Origin of the sequence: Streptomyces sp. NPDC006487, from assembly GCF_042870555.1 — a bacterium.
GTDB lineage: Bacteria > Actinomycetota > Actinomycetes > Streptomycetales > Streptomycetaceae > Streptomyces.
In genome coordinates, this window is sequence record NZ_JBIAHN010000009.1 from 222,425 (window position 1) to 244,859 (window position 22,435).

The window sequence follows — 22,435 nt, forward strand, 5'->3', positions numbered from 1 at the left end:
GGCGCCATGGCGAAGATCGTGTTCGACTCCGTGACGAAGACCTTCCCGACGAAGGACAAGAAGACCGAGTTCACCGCCCTCGACGGGATCGACCTGGAGATCGGGTCCGGGGAGTTCGTGGTCGTCGTGGGCCCCAGCGGCTGCGGCAAGTCCACCCTCCTGGACCTGCTCGGCGGCCTGACCCCGCCCACCTCCGGGCGGATCCTGCTCGACGGCAAGCCGGTCACCGGGCCGGGGCTCGACCGGGGCATCGTCTTCCAGCAGTACGCGCTGCTGCCGTGGCGCACCGCGCTGGGCAACATCGAGTTCGGCCTGGAGGCCACCGGCGTCCCGCGCCGCCAACGCGCGGCGAAAGCCCGGGAGTTCCTGAACCTCGTCGGTCTCACCGGGTTCGAGGACCGGCACCCGCACGAACTGTCCGGAGGCATGCGCCAGCGGGTCGCCATCGCGCGCTCGCTCGCCTACGACCCGGACGTGCTGCTGATGGACGAGCCGTTCGCCGCGCTCGACGCGCAGACCCGCGAGTCCCTCCAGGACGAACTGCGCCGGATCTGGCAGAGCACCGGCAAGACGGTCGTGTTCATCACGCACGGCATCGAAGAGGCCGTGTACCTCGGGCAGCGGGTGGCCGTCATCACCTCCCGCCCCGGCCGGGTCAAGCAGGTCGTCCCGGTGTCGTTCGGCGACCGGGCCACCGGGGCGACCGGTGAAGACCTGCGCTCCAGCCCGGAGTTCGCCCGCTACCGCCACGAGATCTGGACCCTGCTCCACGACGAGGTGGCCCGCGCCCAGCAACTGGAGAAGGAGGAGGTCGCCGTATGAGCACCACGGTGGAAGCGGCGGTGGAGACGAAGGCGGACGGGGCGGCGGACGCCGAGGCGGACGTGGCGGCGGACGTGGCGGCGGACGTGGCGGCGACAGCCGTACGCGACCTCGCGCCCCCGGAGGTCCGGACCCCCGCGCGGCCCCCCGCACCGTCGCCGGCCGCGGCCCTGGCGCGGCGCGTCCTGCGGGGGCTGCGGGCGGTGGCGCTGCGCTCCGCGGCGATCCTCGCGCTGCTGGCCCTGTGGGAGACGGCGCCGCGGCTGGGGCTGGTCGACGCGACGTTCCTGCCGCCGGTGAGCGAGGTGGCCAAGGCCTGGTGGGAGCTGCTGGGCAACGGGCAGCTCGCCGAGCACAGCAAGGCCAGCCTGGCCCGCTCCTTCGGCGGATTCGGCATCGCGGTCGCCGTCGCGGTCCCGCTCGGGCTCCTGATCGGCTGGTACCGGCCGGTGGCGGCGCTGCTCGGACCGCTGCTGGAGGTGTTCCGCAACACGGCGGCGCTCGCGCTGCTCCCGGTGTTCGTCCTGCTGCTGGGCATCGGGGAGACCTCGAAGGTCTCGATCGTCGTCTACGCCTGCGTCTGGCCGATCCTGCTGAACACCATCAGCGCCGTGGGCAACGCCGATCCGACGCTGGTGAAACTGGCCCGCTCCATGGACCTGTCCACGCCGAAGCTGTTCCAGAAGGTGATCCTGCCGGCGTCGGTGCCGGTCATCTTCACGGGCATCCGGCTGGCGGGGGCCGTCTCCATCCTGGTCCTGGTCGCCGCCGAGATGATCGGCGCGAAGGCGGGCCTCGGGTACCTGATCAACGCTTCGCAGTTCAACTTCGCGATCCCGCAGATGTACGCGGGCATCGTCACGATCTCCGTGATCGGCCTGGCCTTCAACCAGATCCTCGTCACGATCGAACGCCGGCTGAGCACGTGGCGCGTCCCGTCCTGAGGCCCTGATCCACCGCCCGGCGGCCGATGCGGCCGTCCGGCCCGCCACGAACGACCACCCCCGCGGCCGTCCGGCCCGCCACGAACGACCACCCCCGCGTCCGCCCCGCCACGACCACCCCCGCGGGCGCCGCCGCGCCCGGATCCCAACCGAGGACATGACATGACCGCACCCCGGACCCTCCACCTCAACGCCTTCCTCATGAACGCCGGGCACCACGATGCCGCCTGGCGCCACCCGGCCAGCAGCCCCGAGCGGATCACCGACCTGCGCTACTTCCAGGAACTGGCCCGCACCGCCGAGCGCGGACGGCTCGACTCGATCTTCTTCGCCGACGGGGTCGCCCTCTGGGGCAAGGCCCGCTACAACGCCGTCGGCGGCTTCGAGCCGCTCACGCTGCTCTCCGCGATCGCCGCGGTGACCGAGCACATCGGGCTCATCGCCACCGTCTCCACCACCTTCAACGAGCCCTTCAACACCGCCCGGAAGTTCGCCTCCCTCGACCACATCAGCGGCGGCCGCGCCGGCTGGAACATCGTCACCTCCGGCAGCGTCGACGAGGCCCGCAACTTCAACCGGGAGGAGCACCTGGAGCACAACCTCCGCTACGACCGGGCCCGCGAGTTCCTCGACGTGGCCACCAAGCTCTGGGACAGCTGGGAGGACGACGCGATCGTCCTCGACAAGGAGAACGGCATCTACGCCGACACCGACAAGCTCCACCCCGCCGCCCACCGCGGCGAATACTTCGGGGTCGCCGGACCGCTCAACGTGCCCCGCTCCCCGCAGGGCCACCCGCTGCTCGTGCAGGCCGGATCCTCCGAGGACGGCAAGGAGTTCGCCGCCCAGTACGCGGAGGCCGTCTTCACCGCCCAGCAGACCCTCGCCGACGGGCAGACCTTCTACAAGGACCTCAAGTCCCGCCTCGCCAAGTACGGCCGCTCCGAGGACGAGCTGCTCGTTCTGCCCGGCATCGCACCCGTCATCGGTTCCACCGAGGCCGAGGCCAGGGCCCTGGAGCAGGAGCTCACCGAGCTCCAGATCCCCGAGTACGGTCTCGCCCAGCTCTCCAACATGCTGGGCGTGGACCTCAGCGGGCTGCCGCTCGACGGCGGGCTGCCCGAGCTGCCCGAGGAGCGGGACATCAACGGCAACAAGAGCCGCTTCACGCTCGTCGCCGAGCTCGCCCGCCGCGAGGGCCTCACCCTGCGCGAGCTGATCGCCCGCCTGGGCGCGGGCCGCGGCCACCGCGTCTTCGCCGGGACGCCCGAGCAGATCGCCGACCAGTTGGAGGAGTGGTTCACCCAGGGGGCCGCCGACGGCTTCAACATCATGGCTCCCGTACTCCCCACCGGGCTGACCGACTTCGTCGACCAGGTCGTGCCGATCCTCCAGCGCCGTGGGCTCTTCCGTACCGAGTACACCGGCCGCACCCTGCGGGAGAACTACGGGCTGGCCCGCCCCGCCAACCGCTACGCGTCGGCCGGAGCGGCCCCCGGGGCCGGAGCGTGAGCGAGCACGTCGCCGACGTGCTCGTCGTCGGCGGGGGCCCCGCCGCCGCCTGGGCCGCCCTCAAGGCGGCCGGGGCAGGGGCCCGCGTGGTCCTCGCCGACAAGGGCTACTGCGGCACCAGCGGGGCGACGGCCGCGGGCGGCACCGGCGTCTGGTACGTCCCGCCGGAGCCGGCCGCCCGGGAAGCCGCCATGGCGAGCCGAGAGGGGCTCGGCGGGTACCTCGCCGACCGGCGGTGGATGTCCCGGGTCCTCGACGAGACGTACGACCGGATGAACGAGCTGGCGGACGAAGGGCGCTATCCCTTCCCGACCGGTCCCGACGGCCGGCCGCTCCGCAACGGCCTGCAGGGGCCGGAGTACATGCGGCGGATGCGCATCCGGATCCGCCGCGCCGGGGTCCGGATCCTCGACCACAGCCCCGTCACCGAGCTGCTGACCGACGCCGACGGCGCCGCCGCGGGCGCCGCCGGCTACCGCCGCCAGGCCGGCGAGCCCTACCGGGTCCGGGCCGGCGCCGTCGTCCTGGCCACCGGGGGCTGCGCCTTCCTCAGCGGCGCGCTCGGCACCAACACCAACACCGGGGACGGCGCGCTGCTCGCCGCCGAGGCCGGAGCCGAACTGTCCGGCATGGAGTTCTCCAACTCCTACGGGATCGCCCCCGAGGGCACCTCCGTCACCAAGACCGCCTTCTACACCTTCGCCACCTTCTACCAGGAGGACGGCGAGGTCCTGGAGGGCGCCGCCAGCCTCGGCGGCCGCTCCGTCATCGCCCGCGAACTCCTCACCGGAGCGAAGGTCTACGCCCGCCTCGACCGGGCCGACGCCACAGCGCAGGCCGCCATGCGGCTCGCGCAGCCCAACTTCTTCCTCACCTTCGACCGGCTCGGCATCGACCCCTTCACCGACCGCTTCTCGGTGACCCTGCTGGCCGAGGGCACCGTCCGCGGCACCGGCGGGATCCGGCTCGCCGGGGAGGACTGCGCCACCTCGGTCCCCGGGCTGTACGCCGCCGGGGACGCGGCCACCCGTGAGGAGATCTGCGGAGGTTTCACCGGAGGCGGCAGCCACAACGCCGCCTGGGCGATGTCCTCCGGCAGCTGGGCGGGGGCCGGCGCGGCCCGGTACGCCCGCTCGCTCGGCTCGGGCCGTGCCGCCTTCCGGCCGGTCACCGGGGCCGGCGGGGCGGGCCTGCGGCCCACCGGGGGCGCCGGGTTCGCGGCCGGGCCCGGAGAGGCACGGGAACTCGTACGCCTCGTCCAGGAGCAAGTGCTGCCGTACGACAAGAACTACCTGCGGCAAGGCTCCGTGCTCACCGGCTCGCTCGGAGCCCTCGACGAGGTCTGGGCGCAACTGCGCGGCTCCCTGCGCGGGGAGGGTGCCGGGCTGGTCAAGGTCCGCCAGGCGGCGGCCATGACGGCCCACGCCCGCTGGATGTACGCCTCCGCGCTGGCCCGCACCGAGAGCCGCGGGATGGCCCGCCGGCTCGACCACCCGGGGCAGGACCCGGCGCAGCACCACCGGATCGTGACCGGCGGGCTCGACCGGGTGTGGACGCGGCCGGCGGAGCTGGTCGCATGATCGAACTGGTCTCGGCCGAGCGGTGCATCGCTTGCGACAAGTGCGTGGAGGTGTGCCCGACCGACGTCTTCGAGCGGGGGCCGGAGGGGATCCCGCTGCTCGCCCGGCAGGAGGACTGCCAGACCTGCTTCCTGTGCGAGGCCAACTGCCCGGTGGACGCGCTGTTCGTGTCCCCGCTGACCCGTCCGGTCCCGGAGGACCCGGCCGTACGGGACGAGGCCGGACTCGCCGGCCGGGGTCTGCTCGGCAGCTACCGGCGGGAGATCGGCTGGGGCGAGGGACGGACACCGGGCGCCCTGCGGGCGGTCGGGCCCTCCCTCGGCCCGGCGGGCGGCGGCGGTGCGGCGCCGCCCATCACCTCCTGAGCGAGGGCCCGCGCCCGCGCCTGACCCGTCTGACGGTCGGACCGTCAGACGGGTCACACGGCCACACGGGCCACACGGGTCACACGGTCAGGACGATCTTGCCGCGGGTGCGGCCCGTGGCGCTCAGCTCCCAGGCCTTCGCCGCTTCGGCGAGCGGCAGCGCGTGCTGCACGTCGACGGTGAGCCGGCCCTCGTCCGCGAGCTCGGCGAGGAAGGTCAGGTCGGCGGTGTCCGGGCGGACCCACAGCTGGTGCGCGCCCTGGGCGGCCGCGGTGTAGTCGGCGATGGACACCACCCGGTGCCGCTCCTTGACCAGGGACTGGAGCGCCGGGACGACGTCGTCGCCGAAGAAGTCCAGTGCGGCGTCCACCCCTTCGGGCGCCAGCTCGCGGACCCGGTCGGCGAAGCCCTCGCCGTAAAGGACCGGTTCGGCGCCCAGGGAGCGCAGGTAGTCGTGGTTGTGTGCGCCGGCCGTGCCGATGACGCGCAGGCCGAGCGCGACGGCGATCTGCACGCCGAGGGAGCCGGTGCCGCCGGCGGCGGAGTGGATGAGCACGGTCTCGCCGGCCTTGAGACCCACGCGGGTCAGCGACTGGTAGGCGGTGAGCCCGGCCAGCGGGACGCCGGCGGCCTGCTCGAAGGTCAGCTCGCGCGGCTTGCGGGCGAGGGTGCGGACGGGCGCGGAGACCAGCTCGGCGTAAGTGCCCAGCTCGACCCACTCCTTGCGGACGTAGCCGTACACCTCGTCGCCGACGGCGTAGTCGAAGGTGTCCTCGCCGACCGCCTCGACGACGCCCGCGACGTCCCAGCCGGGTATGACCGGGTAGCGGACCTCGAGGATCGGGTCGAGGTATCCGGCCGCGAGCTTCCAGTCCACCGGGTTCACCCCGGCGGCCCTGACGCGGACGAGGACCTCGCCCGGACCGACCTTGGGCTCCGGAACCTCGGTGAGGGCGAGGACGTCAGGCGTTCCGTATGCGGTGTATGTGATTGCCTTCATGATCTTCCCAACGGGCCGCCGGGGGAGCGTTGTTCCGGGGTTCGGTGCTCCGCTCCGGAATGGCCGGTTCTCGGCGGAGGCCGCGGGCGGGGACGGTCGGGCAGGAACACTCAGGCGGGCAGGGTGTTGCGGTGCGAGCTGCGCCGGGCCGCGCTGAACAGGGCCTGGATCTGCGCCCCGGACTGCTCCACGTCGTCGAGCGGGGAGGGGAAGGGGATCCGTACGTCGCGGTGGCCGCGCCGTTCCTCCAGCCGCAGGGTGATTCCGTACCGGTCCATCGCGAGGGGCAGCGCGCGCAGGACGGCGGACCCCGCCGCCGGGTCCGTGGCCGGCTGCGGCCGGACCAGGCGCAGCAGGAGGGTGACCAGTTCGGCGTGGTCGTCGAGGAGGTGCGTGAGCATCCCGGCCTCGTAGAACGCGAGCGGGTCGGGGCGGGCCGCGTCCAGCTCGTCGAGCCCGACGTACGCGCGGGCGCCGTCGGGGGTTTCGAGGACGGCCCGGCCGAACTCCACGCAGGTGGAGTCGGAGCCCCCGTCGCCCCCGTCGGCTCCGTCGGTGTAGGGGGTGAGCAGGCGGCCGACGAGGGTGACCCGGGCGCGCACGCGGTCCCGTACGGGGGTGGGCGCGATGTCCGTGAACTCCATCCGGATCGCGGGGAGGTGTTCGGCGCGGCCGCCCGGCTCGACGGGGTGCAGGTGCAGCCGGCCGAGGGGGTCGGTGCCGTCCAGGTGGCGGATCTCCGTGCGCCGGCCGTCGGTGACGACGGTCATGGAGTGGGCGGCGGCCAAGACGGACCTGACCCGCTCGGCGTCGGTGGGCAGCGGCAGCGGCAGGGGGAGGTGCATGTGGATCTCCGTCGTCCCGAGTGGCGAGAGGCGCGTACTTAGGTATGCCTAACCTAACCTACTCGGCGAGTGGGGGGTAGACGGGGGTGTTCGGCGGGGTGTCTCAGCTGCCTCGTGTCGGTGTTGGGCTGAACGGGTGAAACGCGAGAGGATGGGGGGATGCACATGAAGCGCAAGGCCGAGGCGGCCTGGTGAGCAGGTACGACGTCACCGACGAACAGTGGGAGGGGCTCGCGCAGGTGGTCCCCCTGCGGAGTCGCAACGAGTGGCCCTCCCGGGTGGATCACCGCACGATCCCCACGGTTCCGGGGGCGTCCGCGGCGGAGCAGCGGCGCTTCGTGGTGATCCGGGTCCAGGTCTTCGCGGACGCGCGGGAGGTGGCGGAGTACCTGATCGCGCAGATCCCGGTGCTGCTGGACCTCACGGGCGCTGACGGCGAAGTGGCCAAGCGGATCCTGGACTTCAGCAGCGGCGTGGTCTTCGGGCTCGGCAGCGGCATGCACCGGGTCGACCGGAACGTCTTCCTGCTGGCACCCGTCGGGACCGAGGTGGAGGGGATCGCGGCCGCGGCCGTCCCCCGATCGTAGGAAGGTCCCGCGGGCGGAACGGTTCGCCGGACCCACGGGGGGTTCGCCGGGCCGTACCGTCCCGCGCATGACCTCGCGCCTCGCCGTTCCCGCGCCCCCTCCCACGGTGCCCGCCACCACCCCCACGGCCGCCACCCCCGCGACGACACGGGCCGCTCCCGTCGCCCCCGCGGCCGCCGCCTCTGCGGCTACTGCCGTTCCCGCGGCGGTGACTGCCGCCTCTGCGGCTACTGCTGTACCCGAGGCGGTGGCGGCAGCGCCGGCCGCTTCTGTGGCTACTGTCGTTTCCGCGGCCGCGCCCGCCGCTTCCGCGGCTTCCGCCGTGGTTGCCGGTCCGGGGTTAGCCGTGGGCTGGGTACCGGCTCCTGCCGCAACTCCGGTATCGGCCACGGCGCCTGCGCCGACCCAGGTTCCGGCCCTGGCCCAGGCTTCGGCCCCGGGGCAGGCCTCGGTACCGGGTCGGGTCCCGGGTCAGGCCTCGGTACCGGGGCAGGCCCCTGGTCAGGTTCCGCCCGCCGCAGGCGCCCCGCATGTGCGGCCCGCCGTCACCCAGTTGCGGCTCTCCGCCTACGGGGCGCACCGCGGGGCCCGGTTCGCCCTCGGCCCCGTCACCCTCTTCGCCGGGCCGAGCGGGAGCGGCAAGTCCCAGGTGCTGGAAGCCTACGGAGCGCTGGCCGCCCTGGGCGCCGGGGCCACCCTCGACGAGGTGTTCCCCGACCCCCGCGCGCGCATCCCCGACGGGGCGGTGCCCGACGCCGAGCGGCGCCGGGGGTTCCGGATCGGCTGTACGGTCGACGGCCCCGCCGGGCCGGTCCGGCTCGACCTCGCCGTCCAGGCGGAGCCCTCGCTGCGGATCGTCGGCGAACGGCTCTCGGTGGGCGGACAGGTCCTCCTCGCCACCGCACTGCGCGACCCCGGGCGACGGTCCGTCCAGGCGGCCTGGCTGACCGGCGGAGCCGCCGGGGTCACCAGGGCCCCGCTGCCCGACGACCGGCTCGGGACCGCGCTGCTCCCGCTGCGCGTGGCCGGGGCCACCGAGGGGCAGCGGCAGGTGCTGGCCGCCGCCGAGCAAGTGGTGGTCGCACTGCGTTCGGTGTTCCCCTGCGACCCCCGCCCGGAGCGGATGCGGGAGCCGGTCCTGCCGGGGGAGGGGCGGCTCCTGGGCGACTGCGCCAACCTGGCCGACGTGCTGCGCCGGACCCGCCTGGAGTGCGGCACCCGGTACGGGCTGCTGACCGGGGCCGCCCGCACCGGCTGCGCGGGGCGGGTGGCCGGGCTGGACGTACGGGCCCCCGAGGGCGGCCCGGTCACCGGCCTGCTGGACCGGGGGCCGGGCAGGCCCGCCACCGAGCTGGCCCGGCTGGGCGCGGGCGAGCTGCGCTTCCTGGCCCTCGCACTGGTGCTGTTGACGGGTCCGGGGGTCCTGGACGTGGATCCGGCGGCCGAACTGCCGTCCGCACGCCAGGCGCTGACGGTGCTCGCCGACGGCTTCGACCGGGACCTGGACGGCCGGCAGGCCGCCGAGCTGCTGCGGTTGGCCGTACTGGCCTGCGGGCGCGGGCAGGTCAGGCTGGCGGCCTCGGCGGGCGAGGCCTGCGCGACGGCCGCCCGGGGGGTCGAGGGGATCTCGGTGGTAGACCTGGTGCATGACTGAAGAGCGTGGAGTGACCGAGGGCGACAAGGGAGCCGGCGAGCGGATCGACCGGCTCCAGCGACGGCTCGCCGAGTTCGCGGCGGCGCGCGGGTGGGAGCCCTTCCATACGCCCAAGAACCTGGCGGTGGCGCTGAGCGTCGAGGCGGCCGAACTGGTGGAGATCTTCCAGTGGCTGACGCCGGAACAGTCCGCCAAGGTCATGGAGAAGCCGGACACCGCACACAGAGTGGCCGATGAGGTGGCCGACGTGCTCGCCTACCTGCTGCAGTTCTGTGAGGTCCTCGGGGTCGATGTGCTGGATGCGCTCGCCGCGAAGATCGAGCGGAACGAGCTGAGGTTCCCCGTCCCGGGCGCTCCCGGCGCAGACCGTCACTCTTCGGAGTGATGGCGATATCCACAACCATCTTCGGTGTCCACAATTTCCGAATACCCCTGGCTTTACCGGCCCGTTGCCCTCACTCTGGGTAGTGGAGAGAACGGCAAGATGTCGTGCGGACGGGGGACGGCATATGGACGCGGTACGGCTCATCGCAGCCGGCCGGCACGCGCTGGCGCAGAGCGGGGCTGCATGGGACATCGTGGGTGAGGCCTGGCAGGCGCAGGCCCTCGCGCAGGGGATAGGGAGCTGGCTGGCGGTCACCGGGCCGCCGGAGCTGAGATCGGAGGCACGGGGGCTGGGTGAAGCGGGGGGCAGAGGCTGCGGGGTACTCGACCGGGCGGCTCTGCGCGGAGAGGGCTATGCGCCCGATCTCCCACCCCGGGCAGCGCAGTTGACCGAGGTGACGGACGCCCGGCAGGCGTTGCTCGGGCTCCAGGCGCTGCTCGGCGAGGTGGGCATAGCGCTGGTCGGAGTGGCCTGCGGGACGGACGACGAGGGTCTGTACTGGCAGTGCATAGAGTCGATAGACGCGGCCGACGAGTCGAGTGACCGGGTCCGGGCGATCCTGCGGCGGATGACCGTGCGCGAGCGGGGATCCGCCTCCGGCGTGGCCTGAGCCGGGGTGTTTCGGTGGGGTCCCGCCGCGCGCGACGGGACCCGGGCGGTCAGGAGGACCGGTAGGACGGGCGGTCTTCGCTCTCCGGGGTACGGCCCCCCTGGGACAGCGCAGCGCCGGGGCTGCGGTCGGTCGAGGACTGGAGGTCGGCGTCGAGCTGCGAGAGGTCGGCGTTCAGCGCTGCCATCAGCTCTTCCATCTGCTGCAGCAGGCCCTTCGGCGCGCCGCCCTGCGCGGGTACCGCGGGCTCCTGGCGGGCGTGGTCGTGCGCTGCCTGCCCGGTCTGACAGTCCTGACGGGATTGCCGGTGGGTCTCCGGCGCGGACTCCTGGGACATGGCGGCCTCCTCGGCCCTGGCCCTTCCGGGAGGTGGAAGGGGGCGGTGGACGCACCGGCGAAGGCCGCCGGCGCGCGGGCCGGGCGGTCCGGCTCCGTCCGAGCCAACGATCCCCATCCGGGCTGGTCACTGGCGCGGGCGGTGGGGAGCGCCCGGTTGACTCAGATTCACCCGGCCGGGGCCGAAAGGGCAGGATGGAGACATGGATCTCCGTATCTTCACCGAGCCCCAGCAGGGCGCGAGCTACGACACCCTCCTGAGCGTCGCCAAGGCCACCGAGGACCTGGGCTTCGACGCCTTCTTCCGCTCGGACCACTACCTGCGGATGGGCGCGGCCGACGGTCTGCCCGGTCCCACCGACGCCTGGATCACCCTGGCGGGCCTGGCCCGCGAGACCCAGCGGATCCGGCTGGGCACGCTGATGACGGCCGGCACCTTCCGGCTCCCCGGCGTGCTCGCCATCCAGGTCGCGCAGGTCGACCAGATGTCGGGCGGCCGGATCGAACTCGGCCTGGGCGCAGGATGGTTCGAGGAGGAGCACAAGGCGTACGGCATTCCCTTCCCGGCCGAGCGCCTCGCCCGGCTGGAGGAGCAGCTGGAGATCGTCACCGGCCTGTGGGCCACCGATCCCGGCGCAACCTTCGACTTCCGGGGCGTCCACTACCAGGTGGAGAACTCCCCGGCGCTGCCCAAGCCGGCCCAGGACAAGATTCCGGTCCTGATCGGCGGCCACGGCGCGAAGCGCACCCCGCGCCTCGCCGCCCGGTACGCGGACGAGTTCAACATGCCCTTCGCCTCGATCGCGGACAGCCAGCGGCAGTTCGGCCGGGTCCGTGCGGCCGCCGAGCAGGCCGGCCGCAAGCCCGCCGACCTCGTCTACTCCAACGCCCTCGTCGTGTGCGTGGGCAAGGACGACGCGGAGGTGGCGCGGCGGGCCGCCGCCATCGGCCGTGACGTGGCGGAGCTCAAGGCCAACGGCCTGGCGGGCTCCCCGGCCGAGGTCGTCGACCGGATCGGAGCCTACGAGGCGGTCGGCTCCTCCCGCCTCTACCTGCAGCTGCTCGACCTCGGCGATCTGGACCACCTGGAGCTGATCTCCTCCCGGGTCCAGTCCCAGCTCGGCTGACGGGAGGGACGACGGTGCCCCGCGCCTCCCGCCCGCTCGCCGAGGCCCTGGCCGGCCCCGGCGGGCGGACCGTGCTCCTGGACGGCGGGCTGAGCAACCAGCTCGCCGACCAGGGCTGCGACCTGTCCGGTGGCCTCTGGACGGGCCGGGTCCTCGCCGAGCGGCCGGAGCAGGTGACGGCCGCCCACACCGCCTACGCACGGGCCGGCGCCGAGGTGCTGATCACCGCGAGCTACCAGGTGGGGTACGCCGCCTTCGCCCGGCGCGGCTACGGCCCGGCCCGTACGACGGCCCTGCTGCGGCGCAGCGTCCGGCTGGCCGATGCGGCGGCCCGGGCCGCCGAGCAGGAGGTGTGGGTCGCCGCGTCCGTGGGACCGTACGGGGCGGTGCTGGCGGACGGCTCCGAGTACCGGGGGCGGTACGGCCTGAGCGTGCGCGAGCTGGCCGCCTTCCACCGGCCCCGGATCGCGGCGCTGCTGGCCGAGGGCCCCGACGTCCTGGCCCTGGAGACCGTCCCGGACACCACCGAGGCCGAAGCCCTGCTCACCGTCCTCGCGGAGACCGGCGCCCGGGCCTGGCTGAGCTACACGGTGGAGGGCGGCCGCACCCGGGCCGGCCAGCCCCTGGCCGAGGCCTTCGCGCTCGCCGCCGGGTCCCCGCAGGTCATCGCCGTCGGCGTGAACTGCTGCGACCCGGCGGAGGTCCTGCCCGCCCTGGAAGCGGCCGCCGCCGTCACGGCCGGACCGCTGCTGGCGTACCCCAACGACGGCTCGGTCTGGGACGCCGCGACCCAGACCTGGCAGGCCCCGGCCACCCCGGCCCCCTGGCCCACGGCCGCCTGGCACCGCGCCGGCGCCCGCCTCATCGGCGGCTGCTGCCGGATCGGCCCCGACGGCATCGCGGAACTGGCCGTCACGCTCCGCTGAGGTCCCAGCGCACGCCCGGCGAACCGCCGCCCGAGGTCACGAGCGTGCCCATCTCCGCTTCCACGGCGGCCTGTTCCTCCGGACGCTCCATCAGGAGCAGTTGTTCGCGGTAGTGCACCAGTGCGGTGAGGAGGAGCTGGGTCTCCTCGGGTTCCAGTGCGCACATCCGGCGCGCGGCGGCGACGGACTCGGCGCGCAGGGCGAGCGCTATCCCGGGCCGGTGGGCGAACTCCTGGCGGCTGTACGCGAACAACGCGGCTGCCAGCAGAGGCAGATAGGCCAACGGACTCACCCGGACGAGGACGCGATAGGCGGCCACCCGCTCCCGGACGGGCAGCGTGCCCGATCCGAGGAGCGCCACCCGGGCTCGCAGCACGGCGTCGTGATTGATGTTCTCCGTGGGATTCATAGAGGAGATCTTGTGATCCGCGCAGGGCCCCGGACAAGGCGAATCGGCTGTGCCGTCCGTCCTACGAAAACGGCCTCTGACCTGTCATGATGGAGACGTCATCACCCCGAGGGCCCGACACGGGAACCGACACGGACCCGATGTGAGACCCGGCGAGGGACCCGATCTCGGAGGGTGAATTGGCCCTAGCCCTCGCCCATCACCGCCTCGCAGCCCGGGCACACCGAGTCGGCGTACTCCGGCGGACACCAGGCGTCCGGATGTTCGGACGGCTTCCAGTCGGCCGTTTCCATGGCGAAGGTGTCCTTGCCGCACATGGTCCGCGGGCCGCGCTCGGGGCCGCCTCCCGGGGCGGCGGGCGCGGCGTGCACCCGGTGGACGGACCCCGCCACCGGCTGGTCGAGCTCGTACACAACGACGATGCCACTCATGATTCGACGGTAGGCGCCGTCGGAAAATAGGGCGCGGGCAACACCGCTGACCAGCAACAATCGCTCGTATGTTCCTGACGATCTCCACGACCGGCACGGCCGAGCGACCCGCCACCGACCTGGGCTTCCTGCTGCACAAGCATCCCGGCAAGGCGCAGGCGTTCTCCACCTCCCACGGCACCGCCCACGTCTTCTACCCCGAAGCCACGGACGAGCGGTGCACGGCGGGCCTGCTGCTGGAAGTGGACCCGGTCGCGCTCGTGCGGCGTGGTCAGGGCAAGGGGCAGGGCGGCACGCCGGACACCGCGCTCGCGCAGTACGTCAACGACCGCCCCTACGCCGCCTCCTCGCTGCTGGCCGTCGCGCTGAGCGGAGTGTTCCGCAGCGCGCTGAAGGGGCAGTGCGCGGCCCGTCCCGAGCTGCCCGACGAGGTGCGCCCGCTGCGCATCGAGATCCCGGTGCTGCCCGCCCGGGGCGGCGCCGGGCTCGTGCGCCGGCTGTTCGGCCCGCTCGGCTGGGAGTCGGTCACGGCCACCCCGGTCGCGCTCGACGAGACCTTCCCGGAGTGGGGCGACTCGCGGTACGTACGCCTCGTCCTGGAGGGCGAGCTGCGGCTGTCCGACGCGCTGCGCGGCCTGTACGTCCTGCTGCCCGTCCTCGACGACTCCAAGCACTACTGGATCGCCCCCGACGAGGTGGACAAGCTGCTGCGCGCCGGGGACGGCTGGCTCGCCGAACACCCGGAGAGCGAGCTGATCACCTCCCGCTACCTGGCACGCCACAAGCGGCTGACCCAGGATGCCCTGGAGCGCCTCGAGCTGGTCCGCCTCGCCGAGGCCGACGGCAGTGAGGTGGAGGAGCTCGACAACGCGGTCGACGAGGCGAGCGACACGGAGGACAAGCCCGTACCGCTCGCCGTACTGCGACGCGAGGCGATCCTCGCCGCGCTGGGAGCGGCCGGTGCGGCCCGCGTCCTCGACCTGGGCTGCGGCCAGGGCCAGTTGGTGCAGGCGCTGCTCAAGGACCCGGCGTACACGGAGATCGTCGGCGTGGACGTGTCCGTCCGGGCGCTGCACATCGCCGCAAGGCGGCTGCGGCTGGAGCGGATGGGGGAGCGGCAGAGCTCCCGCGTCCGCCTGACGCAGGGCTCGCTCGCGTACACCGACAAGCGGCTCGTGGGCTACGACGCGGCCGTGCTCAGTGAGGTCATCGAGCACCTGGACCTCGAGCGGCTGCCCGCCCTGGAGTATGCGGTGTTCGGCTCGGCCCGCCCCCGCACGGTCCTCGTGACCACCCCGAACGTCGAGTACAACGTCCGCTGGGAGACGCTGCCCGCCGGGCACGTCCGGCACGGCGACCACCGTTTCGAGTGGACCCGCGAGGAGTTCCGGGCCTGGGCCGGGGACGTCGCCTCCCGGCACGGCTACCGCGTCGAATACGTCCCCGTCGGGGACGACGACCCCGAGGTGGGGCCGCCGACCCAGATGGCCGTCTTCACCCTGAGCACCGGCACCACCGGCACCACCGGCACCACTGAGACCACCGGCACCACCGACACCCCGAAGGAGGGCGAGGCAGCATGACCACCGACACCGACACCGATACCCGTGCCACCACCGGCCGCAAGCGCGTACTTCCCGTCACCGACCTGTCCCTCGTCGTCCTGATCGGGGCCACCGGCTCGGGGAAGTCCACCTTCGCCCGCACGCACTTCAAGCCCACCGAGGTCATCTCCTCCGACTACTGCCGGGGCCTGGTCGCCGACGACGAGAACGACCAGAGCGCCAGCAAGGACGCCTTCGAGGTCCTGCACTACATCGCGGGCAAGCGGCTCGCCGCCGGCCGCCTCACCGTGATCGACGCCACCAGCGTCCAGGCCGAGTCCCGCCGGCAGCTGGTCCAGCTCGCCAGGGAGTACGACGTCCTGCCCATCGCGATCGTCCTCGACCTGCCCGAAGAGGTCTGCGCGGAGCGCAACGCGGCCCGCCCCGAGCGGGCGAAGCTGCCGCGCGCCGTGATCCAGCGCCACCGCCGCGACCTGCGGCGCTCGCTGCGCGGCCTGGAGCGCGAGGGCTTCCGCAAGGTCCACGTGCTGCGCACGCCCGAAGAGGTCGAGTCGGCCGAGGTGGTGCTGGAGAAGCGCTTCAACGACCTCACCCACCTCACCGGCCCCTTCGACATCATCGGCGACATCCACGGCTGCGCCTCCGAGCTGGAGACCCTGCTCGCCAAGCTCGGCTACCAGGACGGCGCCCACCCCGACGGCCGCACCGCCGTGTTCGTCGGCGACCTCGTCGACCGCGGCCCGGACAGTCCCGGCGTGCTGCGCCGGGTGATGGGCATGGTCGGCTCCGGCAACGCCCTGTGCGTGCCCGGGAACCACGAGAACAAGCTCGCCCGTCACCTCAAGGGGTCCAAGGTCCAGCGGACCCACGGCCTCGCCGAGACGATCGAGCAGCTCGAAGGGGAGCCGGAGGAGTTCGTCCAGGAGGTCCGCACCTTCATCCAGGGCCTGGTCAGCCACTACGTCCTCGACGGCGGCAGGCTCGTGGTCTGTCACGCCGGCCTGCCCGAGAAGTACCACGGCCGCACCTCCGGCCGGGTGCGCTCGCACGCCCTGTACGGGGAGACCACGGGCGAGACCGACGAGTTCGGGCTGCCCGTGCGCTACCCGTGGGCCGAGGACTACCGGGGCAAGGCCGTCGTGGTCTACGGCCACACACCGGTCCCGAACACCGCCTGGATCAACAACACCATCTGCCTCGACACCGGAGCCGTCTTCGGCGGGAAGATGACCGCACTGCGCTGGCCCGAGCGCGAACTGGTCGACGTACCGGCCGAGAAGGTCTGGTACGAGCCGGTCAAGCCGCTCGTCACCGAGGTGCCCGGCGGACACGACGGCCGCCCGCTCGACCTGGCCGACGTCCACGGCCGCCGGATCGTCGAGACCCGGCACCTGGGCAACGTCAACGTCCGCGAGGAGAACGCGGCCGCCGCCCTGGAGGTGATGAGCCGCTTCGCCGTGGACCCGCGCCTGGTCCCGTACCTCCCGCCGACCATGGCGCCGACCGCCACCTCGCAGGCCGAGGGCTTTCTGGAGCACCCCGCCGAGGCCTTCGCCCAGTACCGCAAGGACGGCATCGCCCAGGTCGTCTGCGAGGAGAAGCACATGGGCTCCCGTGCCACCGTGCTGCTCTGCAAGGACGCCTCCGCCGCCCGCGAGCGGTTCGGGGTCGACGGCCCCACCGGGTCCGTCTACACCCGTACCGGACGGCCCTTCTTCAAGGACCCCGAGGTCACCGAGGAGGTCCTCGGCCGGCTCCGCTCGGCGGTCACCGACGCCGGGCTGTGGGAGGAGCTCGCCACGGATTGGCTGCTCGTCGACGGCGAACTGCTGCCCTGGTCGCTGAAGTCCGGCGGCCTGCTGCGCAACCAGTACGCCGCCGTGGGCGCGGCCTCCGGCGCCGTGTTCCCCGGAGCCGTCGCCGCCCTGGAGGCGGCCGCGGCCCGGGGCGTCGACACCGGGGAGCTCCTGGAGCGCCAGCGCGGGCGCGCCGCCGACGCGGCGAAGTTCACCGAGGCGTACCGGCGTTACTGCTGGAGCACCGACGGGCTGGACGGCGTACGGTTCGCCCCGTTCCAGCTGCTGGCGGCGGCCGGCCGCTCGCTGGCGGCCGTACCCCACGACGAGCAGTTGTTCTGGCTGGACCGGCTCGTCGCCGCCGACGAGGCCGCCGGGACCGGACTGCTGCGCCGCACCGGCCGGATCCTGGTGGACACCGCGGACGAGGCCTCGGTGCGGGCGGGCACCGACTGGTGGCTGGAGCTTACGGCCGCCGGCGGCGAGGGCATGGTCGTCAAACCGCTCCAGGCGTACGCCAGGGACGGCAAGGGCCGGCTCGTGCAGCCGGGGGTGAAGGTGCGCGGACGCGAGTACCTGCGGATCATCTACGGTCCCGAGTACACGCGTCCGGACCACCTGGAGCGGCTGCGCGGGCGCCACCTCGGGCACAAGCGCTCGCTCGCCCTGCGCGAGTACGCGCTCGGCCTGGAGGCCGTGGACCGGCTGGCGGCCGGGGAGCCGCTGTGGCGGATCCACGAGGCGGTCTTCGCCGTCCTCGCGCTTGAGTCGGAGCCGGTGGACCCGAGGCTCTGAGGGCGCCGGGGGGTGTCCCGGCCGCACCGCCCGGCGTCAAGGAAGGACCCCCGTACGGCCGCGCATTAGGTCGTATGGGGGAACTTTCGCGGAGAACTCCGGGAAAACCACCGGCGGGATCGTTCATCCAGGGCAGCGGAATGTCCGCGACCCTGGAAGGACGGAACGTCACCTATGAAGATGACCGCGCGCGGAAGCATTGCGGCACTCATGACCTGTATGGCCGCGGCAGGCGCGGCCACCCCGGCCATGGCCGACGCGGTGCCGGTGGGAGTCCCCCTGGACGCGGTGCGGACCACGCTCGGCGTGGACGTCCCGCACCTGGCCACCGGAGTGCCGGTGCCGGTGGTCGGAGCGCCCGAGGCGCCCCGCTTCCACAAGGGCGACATGCTGCCGACCCCGCTGCTGCCGGCGGTGCCGATCGGCACCGAGCTCGGGGACACCCTCCTCACCTCCCCGGTGCCGAACCTGGCCGGCAAGCCCGAGACGGACGGCGAGGGCTCGCTCGACGCACCCGCGACCACGATGCGCACCCGGACCCCCGGACTGCTCGTCGGCTCCCCGCTGACCATGCCCGACGCGTCCAACTACGGGCTGCCGAACGTGACCGCCCCCGCGCTGGGCGTCATCGCCCCGGACCTCACCGGTACCCCGGAGGCCCTGCTCGGCCTGCGCTGAACCGGCGGGCCCCCGCCCGCCGCCGGATCCGGCGGGGGCGAACCCGCTGGGCCGACGCCACGTCAAAAAGCCGCCCGGTCTGAGAACGTGTACGGCATGGGATTCCATGTCGATTCCGAGACCGGGCGGCTTCGCCGCGTCATCCTCCACCGGCCCGACCTGGAGCTGAAGCGGCTCACACCGAGCAACAAGGACGCGTTGCTGTTCGACGACGTGCTGTGGGTGCGCAGGGCGCGCCAGGAGCACGACGGCTTCGCCGACGTACTGCGCGACCGGGGCGTGGAGGTCCACCTCTTCGGTGACCTGCTGGTCGAGTCCCTGGACATCCCGGAGGCGAGACACCTCGTCCTGGACCGGGTCTTCGACGAGAAGGAGTACGGTCCGCTCGCCACCGATCACCTGCGGGCCGTCTTCGACGGACTGGCTTCGGCGGACCTGGCCGAGGCGCTGATCGGCGGGATGACCAAGCGGGAGTTCCTGGACCGGCACGCGGAGCCGGTGTCGGTCCGCTTCCACGCCCTGGAGCTGGACGGTTTCCTGCTGGGCCCGCTGCCGAACCACCTCTTCACCCGGGACACCTCCGCCTGGATCTACGACGGGGTGTCCATCAACGCGATGCGCTGGCCGGCCCGGCAGCGCGAGACCGTGCACTTCGAGGCCATCTACAAGCACCACCCGCTCTTCACCGGCTCCGGCCCCTTCCACACCTGGTCGCAGGGGCAGGCCGACTACCCCTCCACCATCGAGGGCGGCGACGTCCTGGTCATCGGCAACGGCGCCGTGCTGATCGGGATGAGCGAGCGGACCACTCCGCAGGCGGTGGAGATGCTGGCGCGCGGGCTGTTCGCCGCCGGGTCGGCGACGACGATCGTGGCGCTCGACATGCCCAAGCGGCGGGCGTTCATGCACCTGGACACGGTGATGACGATGGTCGACGCGGATACGTTCACCCAGTACGCGGGCCTGGGAATGCTGCGCTCCTACACGATCGAGCCCGGCGGCGGGCCGAGCGAACTGAAGGTGACCGACCACCCGCCGGAGCACATGCACCGGGCCATCGCCGCGGCCCTCGGCCTGGACGGGATCCGAGTGCTCACGGCGACCCAGGACGTGCACGCCGCGGAGCGCGAGCAGTGGGACGACGGCTGCAACGTGCTCGCCGTGGAGCCGGGCGTGGTCGTCGCCTACGAGCGGAACGTCACGACCAACACCCACCTGCGCAAGCAGGGCATCGAGGTGATCGAGATCCCGGGCAGCGAGCTGGGGCGGGGGCGGGGCGGGCCGCGCTGCATGAGCTGTCCGGTGGAGCGGGACGCGGTGGCCTAGCCGGCCGGGGCGGGACTGGGCAGGGCAGGGCAGGGCAGGGAGGCCGGGGCAGGGAGGCCGGGGCAGGGAGAGCAGGCCGGAAGGGCGACCGTGCCAGAGGGGAGGCCGGGGTCCGGGTTCGTACACGAGGGCTCTGTATATCAATACGGGCCGTCGTATAGACTTCCAGCATCCCCTGTCAGCATGACTCTGGAGCGCCCCCATGGCCACCGATCTTGTCGGCCGCAGTTTCCTCAAGGAGCTCGACTTCACCGCCGCCGAGTTCCGCGGCCTCGTCGAGCTCGCCGCCGAACTCAAGGCGGCCAAGAAGGCCGGGACCGAGCGGCGCCGCCTCCAGGGCAAGAACATCGCCCTGATCTTCGAGAAGACCTCCACGCGCACCCGCTGCGCCTTCGAGGTCGCCGCCGCCGACCAGGGCGCCCACACCACTTACCTCGACCCCTCCGGCTCCCAGATGGGCCACAAGGAATCGGTCAAGGACACCGCGCGGGTGCTGGGACGGATGTTCGACGGCATCCAGTACCGGGGTGACGCGCAGGACGCCGTGGAGCAGCTCGCCGCCCACGCCGGCGTGCCCGTCTTCAACGGCCTCACCGACGACTGGCACCCCACCCAGATGCTGGCCGACGTGCTCACGATGACCGAGCACTGCGCCAAGCCCCTCGAACGGATCGCCTTCGCCTACCTCGGCGACGCCCGCTTCAACATGGGCAACTCCTACCTGGTGACCGGCGCGCTGCTGGGCATGGACGTACGGATCGTCGCGCCGCGGCACTACTGGCCCGCCGAGCCCGTGGTGGCCGCGGCGCGCGAGCTGGCGGCCGCCAGCGGCGCCCGGATCACGCTCACCGAGGACCTCGCGGAGGGCGTCGCGCAGGCGGATTTCGTGGTGACCGACATCTGGGTGTCCATGGGGGAGCCCAAGGAGGTCTGGGACGAGCGGATCGAGGCGCTGAGCCCGTACGCCGTCACCATGGACGTGCTGCGCTCCACCGGGAACCCGGACGTGAAGTTCATGCACTGCCTGCCGGCGTTCCACGACCTCGGTACCAAGGTGGCCCGGGAGATTCACGAGCGGCACGGGCTGGAGTCGCTGGAGGTGACGGACGAGGTGTTCGAATCGGCGCACTCCGTCGTCTTCGACGAGGCCGAGAACCGGCTGCACACCATCAAGGCCGTGCTCGTCGCGACCCTGGAGGGGCGGGCCGCATAGTCATGCGCCGGGGCCGGAGGGCCGGAGGACTAGAGGGCCGGCCGGGACGGCAGTGTGAACCACACGGCCTTGCCGTGCGGGGTGGCGCGGTGGCCGCAGGCCGAGCTCAGCGTCCGGATCAGCAGCAGGCCGCGGCCGTGCTCCTGCCAGGGGTCGGGGTGGGCGTCGTCCGGGCCGGGGGTGGACAGGTCGGCGGGCGGCGCCGGAACCCCGTCGTGGACCTCGACCTGGCAGCCGTTCGCGAGCAGTTCCACGACGAGCTCGATGGGGGCCTCGCCGGGGGTGTGCTCCACGGCGTTGGCGACCAGTTCGGCGGTGAGCAGTTCGGCGGTGTCGCTGTCGGCGGGCGCGTCGATGTCGGCGAGGGCCGTACGGACGAGGGCGCGGGCGATGGGTACGGCCGCTGTCGTGTGCGGCAGGGCTATCCGCCAGGCGGAGGCGTCGGGCAAGGCGGGACCGTCCGTTCCGTGGGGTCGTGGGTCGTGTGGGCGTGGCTCGTACGGGGTGTGGCGTGAGAAATCCTGCTTTCAACGATACGAAGTGAAAATGTCCCGCCGTAGGGCACCCCGACGTGATCGCAAGGGACGTCGGGCACACCGGCTCGGGACCTTCGGTGCGTGTGGCGCCCCGGCCCGGACGCGGGCCCATAGTTATCGCGCTTCCCTGACGACAGTCATGGACCGGTGATACCTTCGGGAGGGTGAGTCCCTTCCTCGGTTCCACACCCGCGACCGAACGCTGGAACCACCTCCGGGTGGACCGGCGGGACGGCGTCGCCACCGTCACCCTCGACCGCCCCGAGAAGCTCAACGCGCTCACCTTCGGCGCCTACGCCGACCTGCGCGACCTGCTCGCCGAACTGTCCCGGGAGCGGTCCGTACGCGCCCTCGTGCTCGGCGGCGAAGGCCGCGGCTTCTGCTCCGGAGGCGACGTCGACGAGATCATCGGCGCCACCCTCGCGATGGACACCGCCCAGCTGCTCGACTTCAACCGGATGACCGGACAGGTCGTGCGAGCCCTGCGGGAATGCCCCTTCCCGGTCATCGCCGCCGTCCACGGCGTGGCCGCGGGGGCGGGGGCCGTCATCGCGCTGGCCGCCGACTTCCGCATCGCCGACCCCACCGCCCGCTTCGCCTTCCTCTTCACCCGGGTCGGCCTCTCCGGCGGGGACATGGGCGCCGCGTACCTGCTGCCCCGCGTCGTCGGGCTCGGCCACGCCACCCGGCTGCTGATGCTGGGCGAGCAGGTCAGGGCCCCGGAGGCCGAGCGAATCGGGCTGCTCAGCGAGGTCACCGAGGAGGGCAAGGCCTCCGTGCGCGCGGCGGAGCTCGCCGCGCACCTCGCCTCCGGTCCGGCCCTCGCGTACGCGCAGACCAAGGCACTGCTGACCGCCGAGCTGGACATGCCGCTCGCCGCCTCGGTGGAACTCGACGCGAACACCCAGGCGCTGCTGATGAACGGCGAGGACTACCGGGAGTTCCACGCGGCCTTCACCGGGAAGCGGCCGCCCCAGTGGAAGGGCCGGTAGT

The 22,435-nt window shown here is 72.9% G+C and carries 23 protein-coding genes; 17 read left to right on the forward strand and 6 right to left on the reverse strand.

The genetic code is table 11. The features are described 5' to 3' along the window. Positions 1–6 precede the first annotated feature (6 nt). From ACFYM0_RS17615 to ACFYM0_RS17635, 5 genes are all read left to right on the forward strand, one after another. Positions 7–822, forward strand: coding sequence for an ABC transporter ATP-binding protein (locus tag ACFYM0_RS17615; protein WP_388502058.1), 816 nt, complete (start codon positions 7–9; stop codon positions 820–822). Further along, positions 819–1,766, forward strand: coding sequence for an ABC transporter permease (locus ACFYM0_RS17620; RefSeq protein WP_388502061.1), 948 nt, complete (start codon positions 819–821; stop codon positions 1,764–1,766). The genes ACFYM0_RS17615 and ACFYM0_RS17620 overlap by 4 nt, the downstream gene beginning before the upstream one ends. A gap of 162 nt (positions 1,767–1,928) precedes the next feature. Then, entirely contained in the window at positions 1,929–3,278 is a 1,350-nt protein-coding gene (locus ACFYM0_RS17625; RefSeq protein WP_388502064.1) for an LLM class flavin-dependent oxidoreductase, read from the forward strand. Then, positions 3,275–4,858 carry an FAD-dependent oxidoreductase gene (locus ACFYM0_RS17630; RefSeq protein WP_388502066.1) on the forward strand — a complete coding sequence of 528 codons (1,584 nt, stop codon included), beginning with the start codon at positions 3,275–3,277 and terminating at the stop codon, positions 4,856–4,858. Before ACFYM0_RS17625 ends, ACFYM0_RS17630 begins: the two co-directional genes overlap by 4 nt. Beyond that, a complete protein-coding gene (locus ACFYM0_RS17635; protein WP_385375065.1) occupies positions 4,855–5,223 on the forward strand; it encodes a 4Fe-4S binding protein in 369 nt (122 codons plus the stop codon). The genes ACFYM0_RS17630 and ACFYM0_RS17635 overlap by 4 nt, the downstream gene beginning before the upstream one ends. A gap of 79 nt (positions 5,224–5,302) precedes the next feature. On the opposite strand, the gene ACFYM0_RS17640 is transcribed toward ACFYM0_RS17635, so the two are convergent. Together ACFYM0_RS17640 and ACFYM0_RS17645 are read right to left on the reverse strand one after the other, a co-directional pair. Then, on the reverse strand, positions 5,303–6,223 hold the full coding sequence (locus ACFYM0_RS17640) for an NADP-dependent oxidoreductase (RefSeq protein WP_388502068.1): 921 nt from the start codon (positions 6,221–6,223) through the stop codon (positions 5,303–5,305). Between the two features lie 110 nt (positions 6,224–6,333). Further along, positions 6,334–7,068 carry a DUF2470 domain-containing protein gene (locus ACFYM0_RS17645; RefSeq protein WP_388502070.1) on the reverse strand — a complete coding sequence of 245 codons (735 nt, stop codon included), beginning with the start codon at positions 7,066–7,068 and terminating at the stop codon, positions 6,334–6,336. Between the two features lie 191 nt (positions 7,069–7,259). Here ACFYM0_RS17645 and ACFYM0_RS17650 point away from each other — a divergent pair, with 191 nt between their 5' ends. The 4 genes from ACFYM0_RS17650 (at position 7,260) to ACFYM0_RS17665 (ending at position 10,304) form a co-directional block, all read left to right on the forward strand. Beyond that, a complete protein-coding gene (locus ACFYM0_RS17650; protein ID WP_250742110.1) occupies positions 7,260–7,655 on the forward strand; it encodes a cell division protein SepF in 396 nt (131 codons plus the stop codon). A 532-nt stretch (positions 7,656–8,187) separates the two neighbouring features. Beyond that, positions 8,188–9,309 carry an ATP-binding protein gene (locus ACFYM0_RS17655; RefSeq protein ID WP_388502072.1) on the forward strand — a complete coding sequence of 374 codons (1,122 nt, stop codon included), beginning with the start codon at positions 8,188–8,190 and terminating at the stop codon, positions 9,307–9,309. Beyond that, positions 9,302–9,694: a nucleotide pyrophosphohydrolase gene (locus ACFYM0_RS17660; RefSeq protein WP_388502075.1), complete on the forward strand. Its 393-nt coding sequence runs from the start codon at positions 9,302–9,304 to the stop codon at positions 9,692–9,694. Before ACFYM0_RS17655 ends, ACFYM0_RS17660 begins: the two co-directional genes overlap by 8 nt. A gap of 124 nt (positions 9,695–9,818) precedes the next feature. Next, on the forward strand, positions 9,819–10,304 hold the full coding sequence (locus ACFYM0_RS17665) for a DUF6099 family protein (RefSeq protein WP_330299103.1): 486 nt from the start codon (positions 9,819–9,821) through the stop codon (positions 10,302–10,304). Between the two features lie 49 nt (positions 10,305–10,353). Here the strand turns inward: ACFYM0_RS17665 and ACFYM0_RS17670 are convergent, their stop codons facing one another. Then, a complete protein-coding gene (locus ACFYM0_RS17670; RefSeq protein WP_388502078.1) occupies positions 10,354–10,641 on the reverse strand; it encodes a hypothetical protein in 288 nt (95 codons plus the stop codon). A 202-nt stretch (positions 10,642–10,843) separates the two neighbouring features. Between ACFYM0_RS17670 and ACFYM0_RS17675 the strand changes: the two genes are divergently transcribed. Both ACFYM0_RS17675 and mmuM read left to right on the forward strand, forming a co-directional pair. Next, the gene (locus ACFYM0_RS17675; RefSeq protein WP_388502080.1) at positions 10,844–11,767 is read left to right on the forward strand and encodes an LLM class F420-dependent oxidoreductase; all 924 of its coding nucleotides are present in this window, start codon (positions 10,844–10,846) and stop codon (positions 11,765–11,767) included. 14 nt (positions 11,768–11,781) lie between these two features. Beyond that, positions 11,782–12,693, forward strand: a complete 912-nt coding sequence (gene mmuM, locus ACFYM0_RS17680; RefSeq protein ID WP_388502082.1) for a homocysteine S-methyltransferase — start codon at positions 11,782–11,784, stop codon at positions 12,691–12,693. Here mmuM and ACFYM0_RS17685 read toward each other — a convergent pair. After that, entirely contained in the window at positions 12,680–13,102 is a 423-nt protein-coding gene (locus ACFYM0_RS17685) for a hypothetical protein (protein WP_388502085.1), read from the reverse strand. The genes mmuM and ACFYM0_RS17685 overlap by 14 nt on opposite strands. Positions 13,103–13,287: 185 nt before the next feature. Continuing rightward, positions 13,288–13,533, reverse strand: coding sequence for a hypothetical protein (locus ACFYM0_RS17690; protein ID WP_388502087.1), 246 nt, complete (start codon positions 13,531–13,533; stop codon positions 13,288–13,290). Between the two features lie 68 nt (positions 13,534–13,601). On the opposite strand from ACFYM0_RS17690, the gene ACFYM0_RS17695 reads away from it, so the two are divergent. From ACFYM0_RS17695 to argF, 5 genes are all read left to right on the forward strand, one after another. Further along, the gene (locus tag ACFYM0_RS17695) at positions 13,602–15,116 is read left to right on the forward strand and encodes a 3' terminal RNA ribose 2'-O-methyltransferase Hen1 (RefSeq protein WP_388502089.1); all 1,515 of its coding nucleotides are present in this window, start codon (positions 13,602–13,604) and stop codon (positions 15,114–15,116) included. After that, on the forward strand, positions 15,113–17,689 hold the full coding sequence (locus ACFYM0_RS17700) for a polynucleotide kinase-phosphatase (RefSeq protein WP_388502091.1): 2,577 nt from the start codon (positions 15,113–15,115) through the stop codon (positions 17,687–17,689). The genes ACFYM0_RS17695 and ACFYM0_RS17700 overlap by 4 nt, the downstream gene beginning before the upstream one ends. Positions 17,690–17,899: 210 nt before the next feature. Next, on the forward strand, positions 17,900–18,367 hold the full coding sequence (locus ACFYM0_RS17705) for a hypothetical protein (RefSeq protein WP_383949586.1): 468 nt from the start codon (positions 17,900–17,902) through the stop codon (positions 18,365–18,367). A gap of 96 nt (positions 18,368–18,463) precedes the next feature. Beyond that, positions 18,464–19,693: an arginine deiminase gene (locus ACFYM0_RS17710; RefSeq protein ID WP_388502094.1), complete on the forward strand. Its 1,230-nt coding sequence runs from the start codon at positions 18,464–18,466 to the stop codon at positions 19,691–19,693. 202 nt (positions 19,694–19,895) lie between these two features. Further along, positions 19,896–20,906 carry an ornithine carbamoyltransferase gene (gene argF / locus ACFYM0_RS17715; RefSeq protein ID WP_388502097.1) on the forward strand — a complete coding sequence of 337 codons (1,011 nt, stop codon included), beginning with the start codon at positions 19,896–19,898 and terminating at the stop codon, positions 20,904–20,906. 29 nt (positions 20,907–20,935) lie between these two features. On the opposite strand, the gene ACFYM0_RS17720 is transcribed toward argF, so the two are convergent. Further along, positions 20,936–21,355, reverse strand: coding sequence for an ATP-binding protein (locus tag ACFYM0_RS17720; protein ID WP_388502102.1), 420 nt, complete (start codon positions 21,353–21,355; stop codon positions 20,936–20,938). A 251-nt stretch (positions 21,356–21,606) separates the two neighbouring features. Between ACFYM0_RS17720 and ACFYM0_RS17725 the strand changes: the two genes are divergently transcribed. Then, on the forward strand, positions 21,607–22,434 hold the full coding sequence (locus ACFYM0_RS17725; RefSeq protein WP_388502105.1) for an enoyl-CoA hydratase family protein: 828 nt from the start codon (positions 21,607–21,609) through the stop codon (positions 22,432–22,434). Position 22,435: the final 1 nt, after the last annotated feature.

What these genes read in the sequence shown, in the direction of transcription:
- ACFYM0_RS17615 (WP_388502058.1), top strand. Translation starts at nt 7, where the DNA reads ATGGCGAAGATCGTGTTCGACTCCGTGACGAAGACCTTCCCGACGAAG.
- ACFYM0_RS17620 (WP_388502061.1), top strand. Translation starts at nt 819, where the DNA reads ATGAGCACCACGGTGGAAGCGGCGGTGGAGACGAAGGCGGACGGGGCG.
- ACFYM0_RS17625 (WP_388502064.1), top strand. Translation starts at nt 1,929, where the DNA reads ATGACCGCACCCCGGACCCTCCACCTCAACGCCTTCCTCATGAACGCC.
- ACFYM0_RS17635 (WP_385375065.1), top strand. Translation starts at nt 4,855, where the DNA reads ATGATCGAACTGGTCTCGGCCGAGCGGTGCATCGCTTGCGACAAGTGC.
- ACFYM0_RS17640 (WP_388502068.1), bottom strand. Translation starts at nt 6,223, where the DNA reads ATGAAGGCAATCACATACACCGCATACGGAACGCCTGACGTCCTCGCC.
- ACFYM0_RS17645 (WP_388502070.1), bottom strand. Translation starts at nt 7,068, where the DNA reads ATGCACCTCCCCCTGCCGCTGCCGCTGCCCACCGACGCCGAGCGGGTC.
- ACFYM0_RS17660 (WP_388502075.1), top strand. Translation starts at nt 9,302, where the DNA reads ATGACTGAAGAGCGTGGAGTGACCGAGGGCGACAAGGGAGCCGGCGAG.
- ACFYM0_RS17665 (WP_330299103.1), top strand. Translation starts at nt 9,819, where the DNA reads ATGGACGCGGTACGGCTCATCGCAGCCGGCCGGCACGCGCTGGCGCAG.
- ACFYM0_RS17670 (WP_388502078.1), bottom strand. Translation starts at nt 10,641, where the DNA reads ATGTCCCAGGAGTCCGCGCCGGAGACCCACCGGCAATCCCGTCAGGAC.
- ACFYM0_RS17675 (WP_388502080.1), top strand. Translation starts at nt 10,844, where the DNA reads ATGGATCTCCGTATCTTCACCGAGCCCCAGCAGGGCGCGAGCTACGAC.
- ACFYM0_RS17685 (WP_388502085.1), bottom strand. Translation starts at nt 13,102, where the DNA reads ATGAATCCCACGGAGAACATCAATCACGACGCCGTGCTGCGAGCCCGG.
- ACFYM0_RS17690 (WP_388502087.1), bottom strand. Translation starts at nt 13,533, where the DNA reads ATGAGTGGCATCGTCGTTGTGTACGAGCTCGACCAGCCGGTGGCGGGG.
- ACFYM0_RS17695 (WP_388502089.1), top strand. Translation starts at nt 13,602, where the DNA reads ATGTTCCTGACGATCTCCACGACCGGCACGGCCGAGCGACCCGCCACC.
- ACFYM0_RS17700 (WP_388502091.1), top strand. Translation starts at nt 15,113, where the DNA reads ATGACCACCGACACCGACACCGATACCCGTGCCACCACCGGCCGCAAG.
- ACFYM0_RS17705 (WP_383949586.1), top strand. Translation starts at nt 17,900, where the DNA reads ATGACCTGTATGGCCGCGGCAGGCGCGGCCACCCCGGCCATGGCCGAC.
- ACFYM0_RS17710 (WP_388502094.1), top strand. Translation starts at nt 18,464, where the DNA reads ATGGGATTCCATGTCGATTCCGAGACCGGGCGGCTTCGCCGCGTCATC.
- argF (WP_388502097.1), top strand. Translation starts at nt 19,896, where the DNA reads ATGGCCACCGATCTTGTCGGCCGCAGTTTCCTCAAGGAGCTCGACTTC.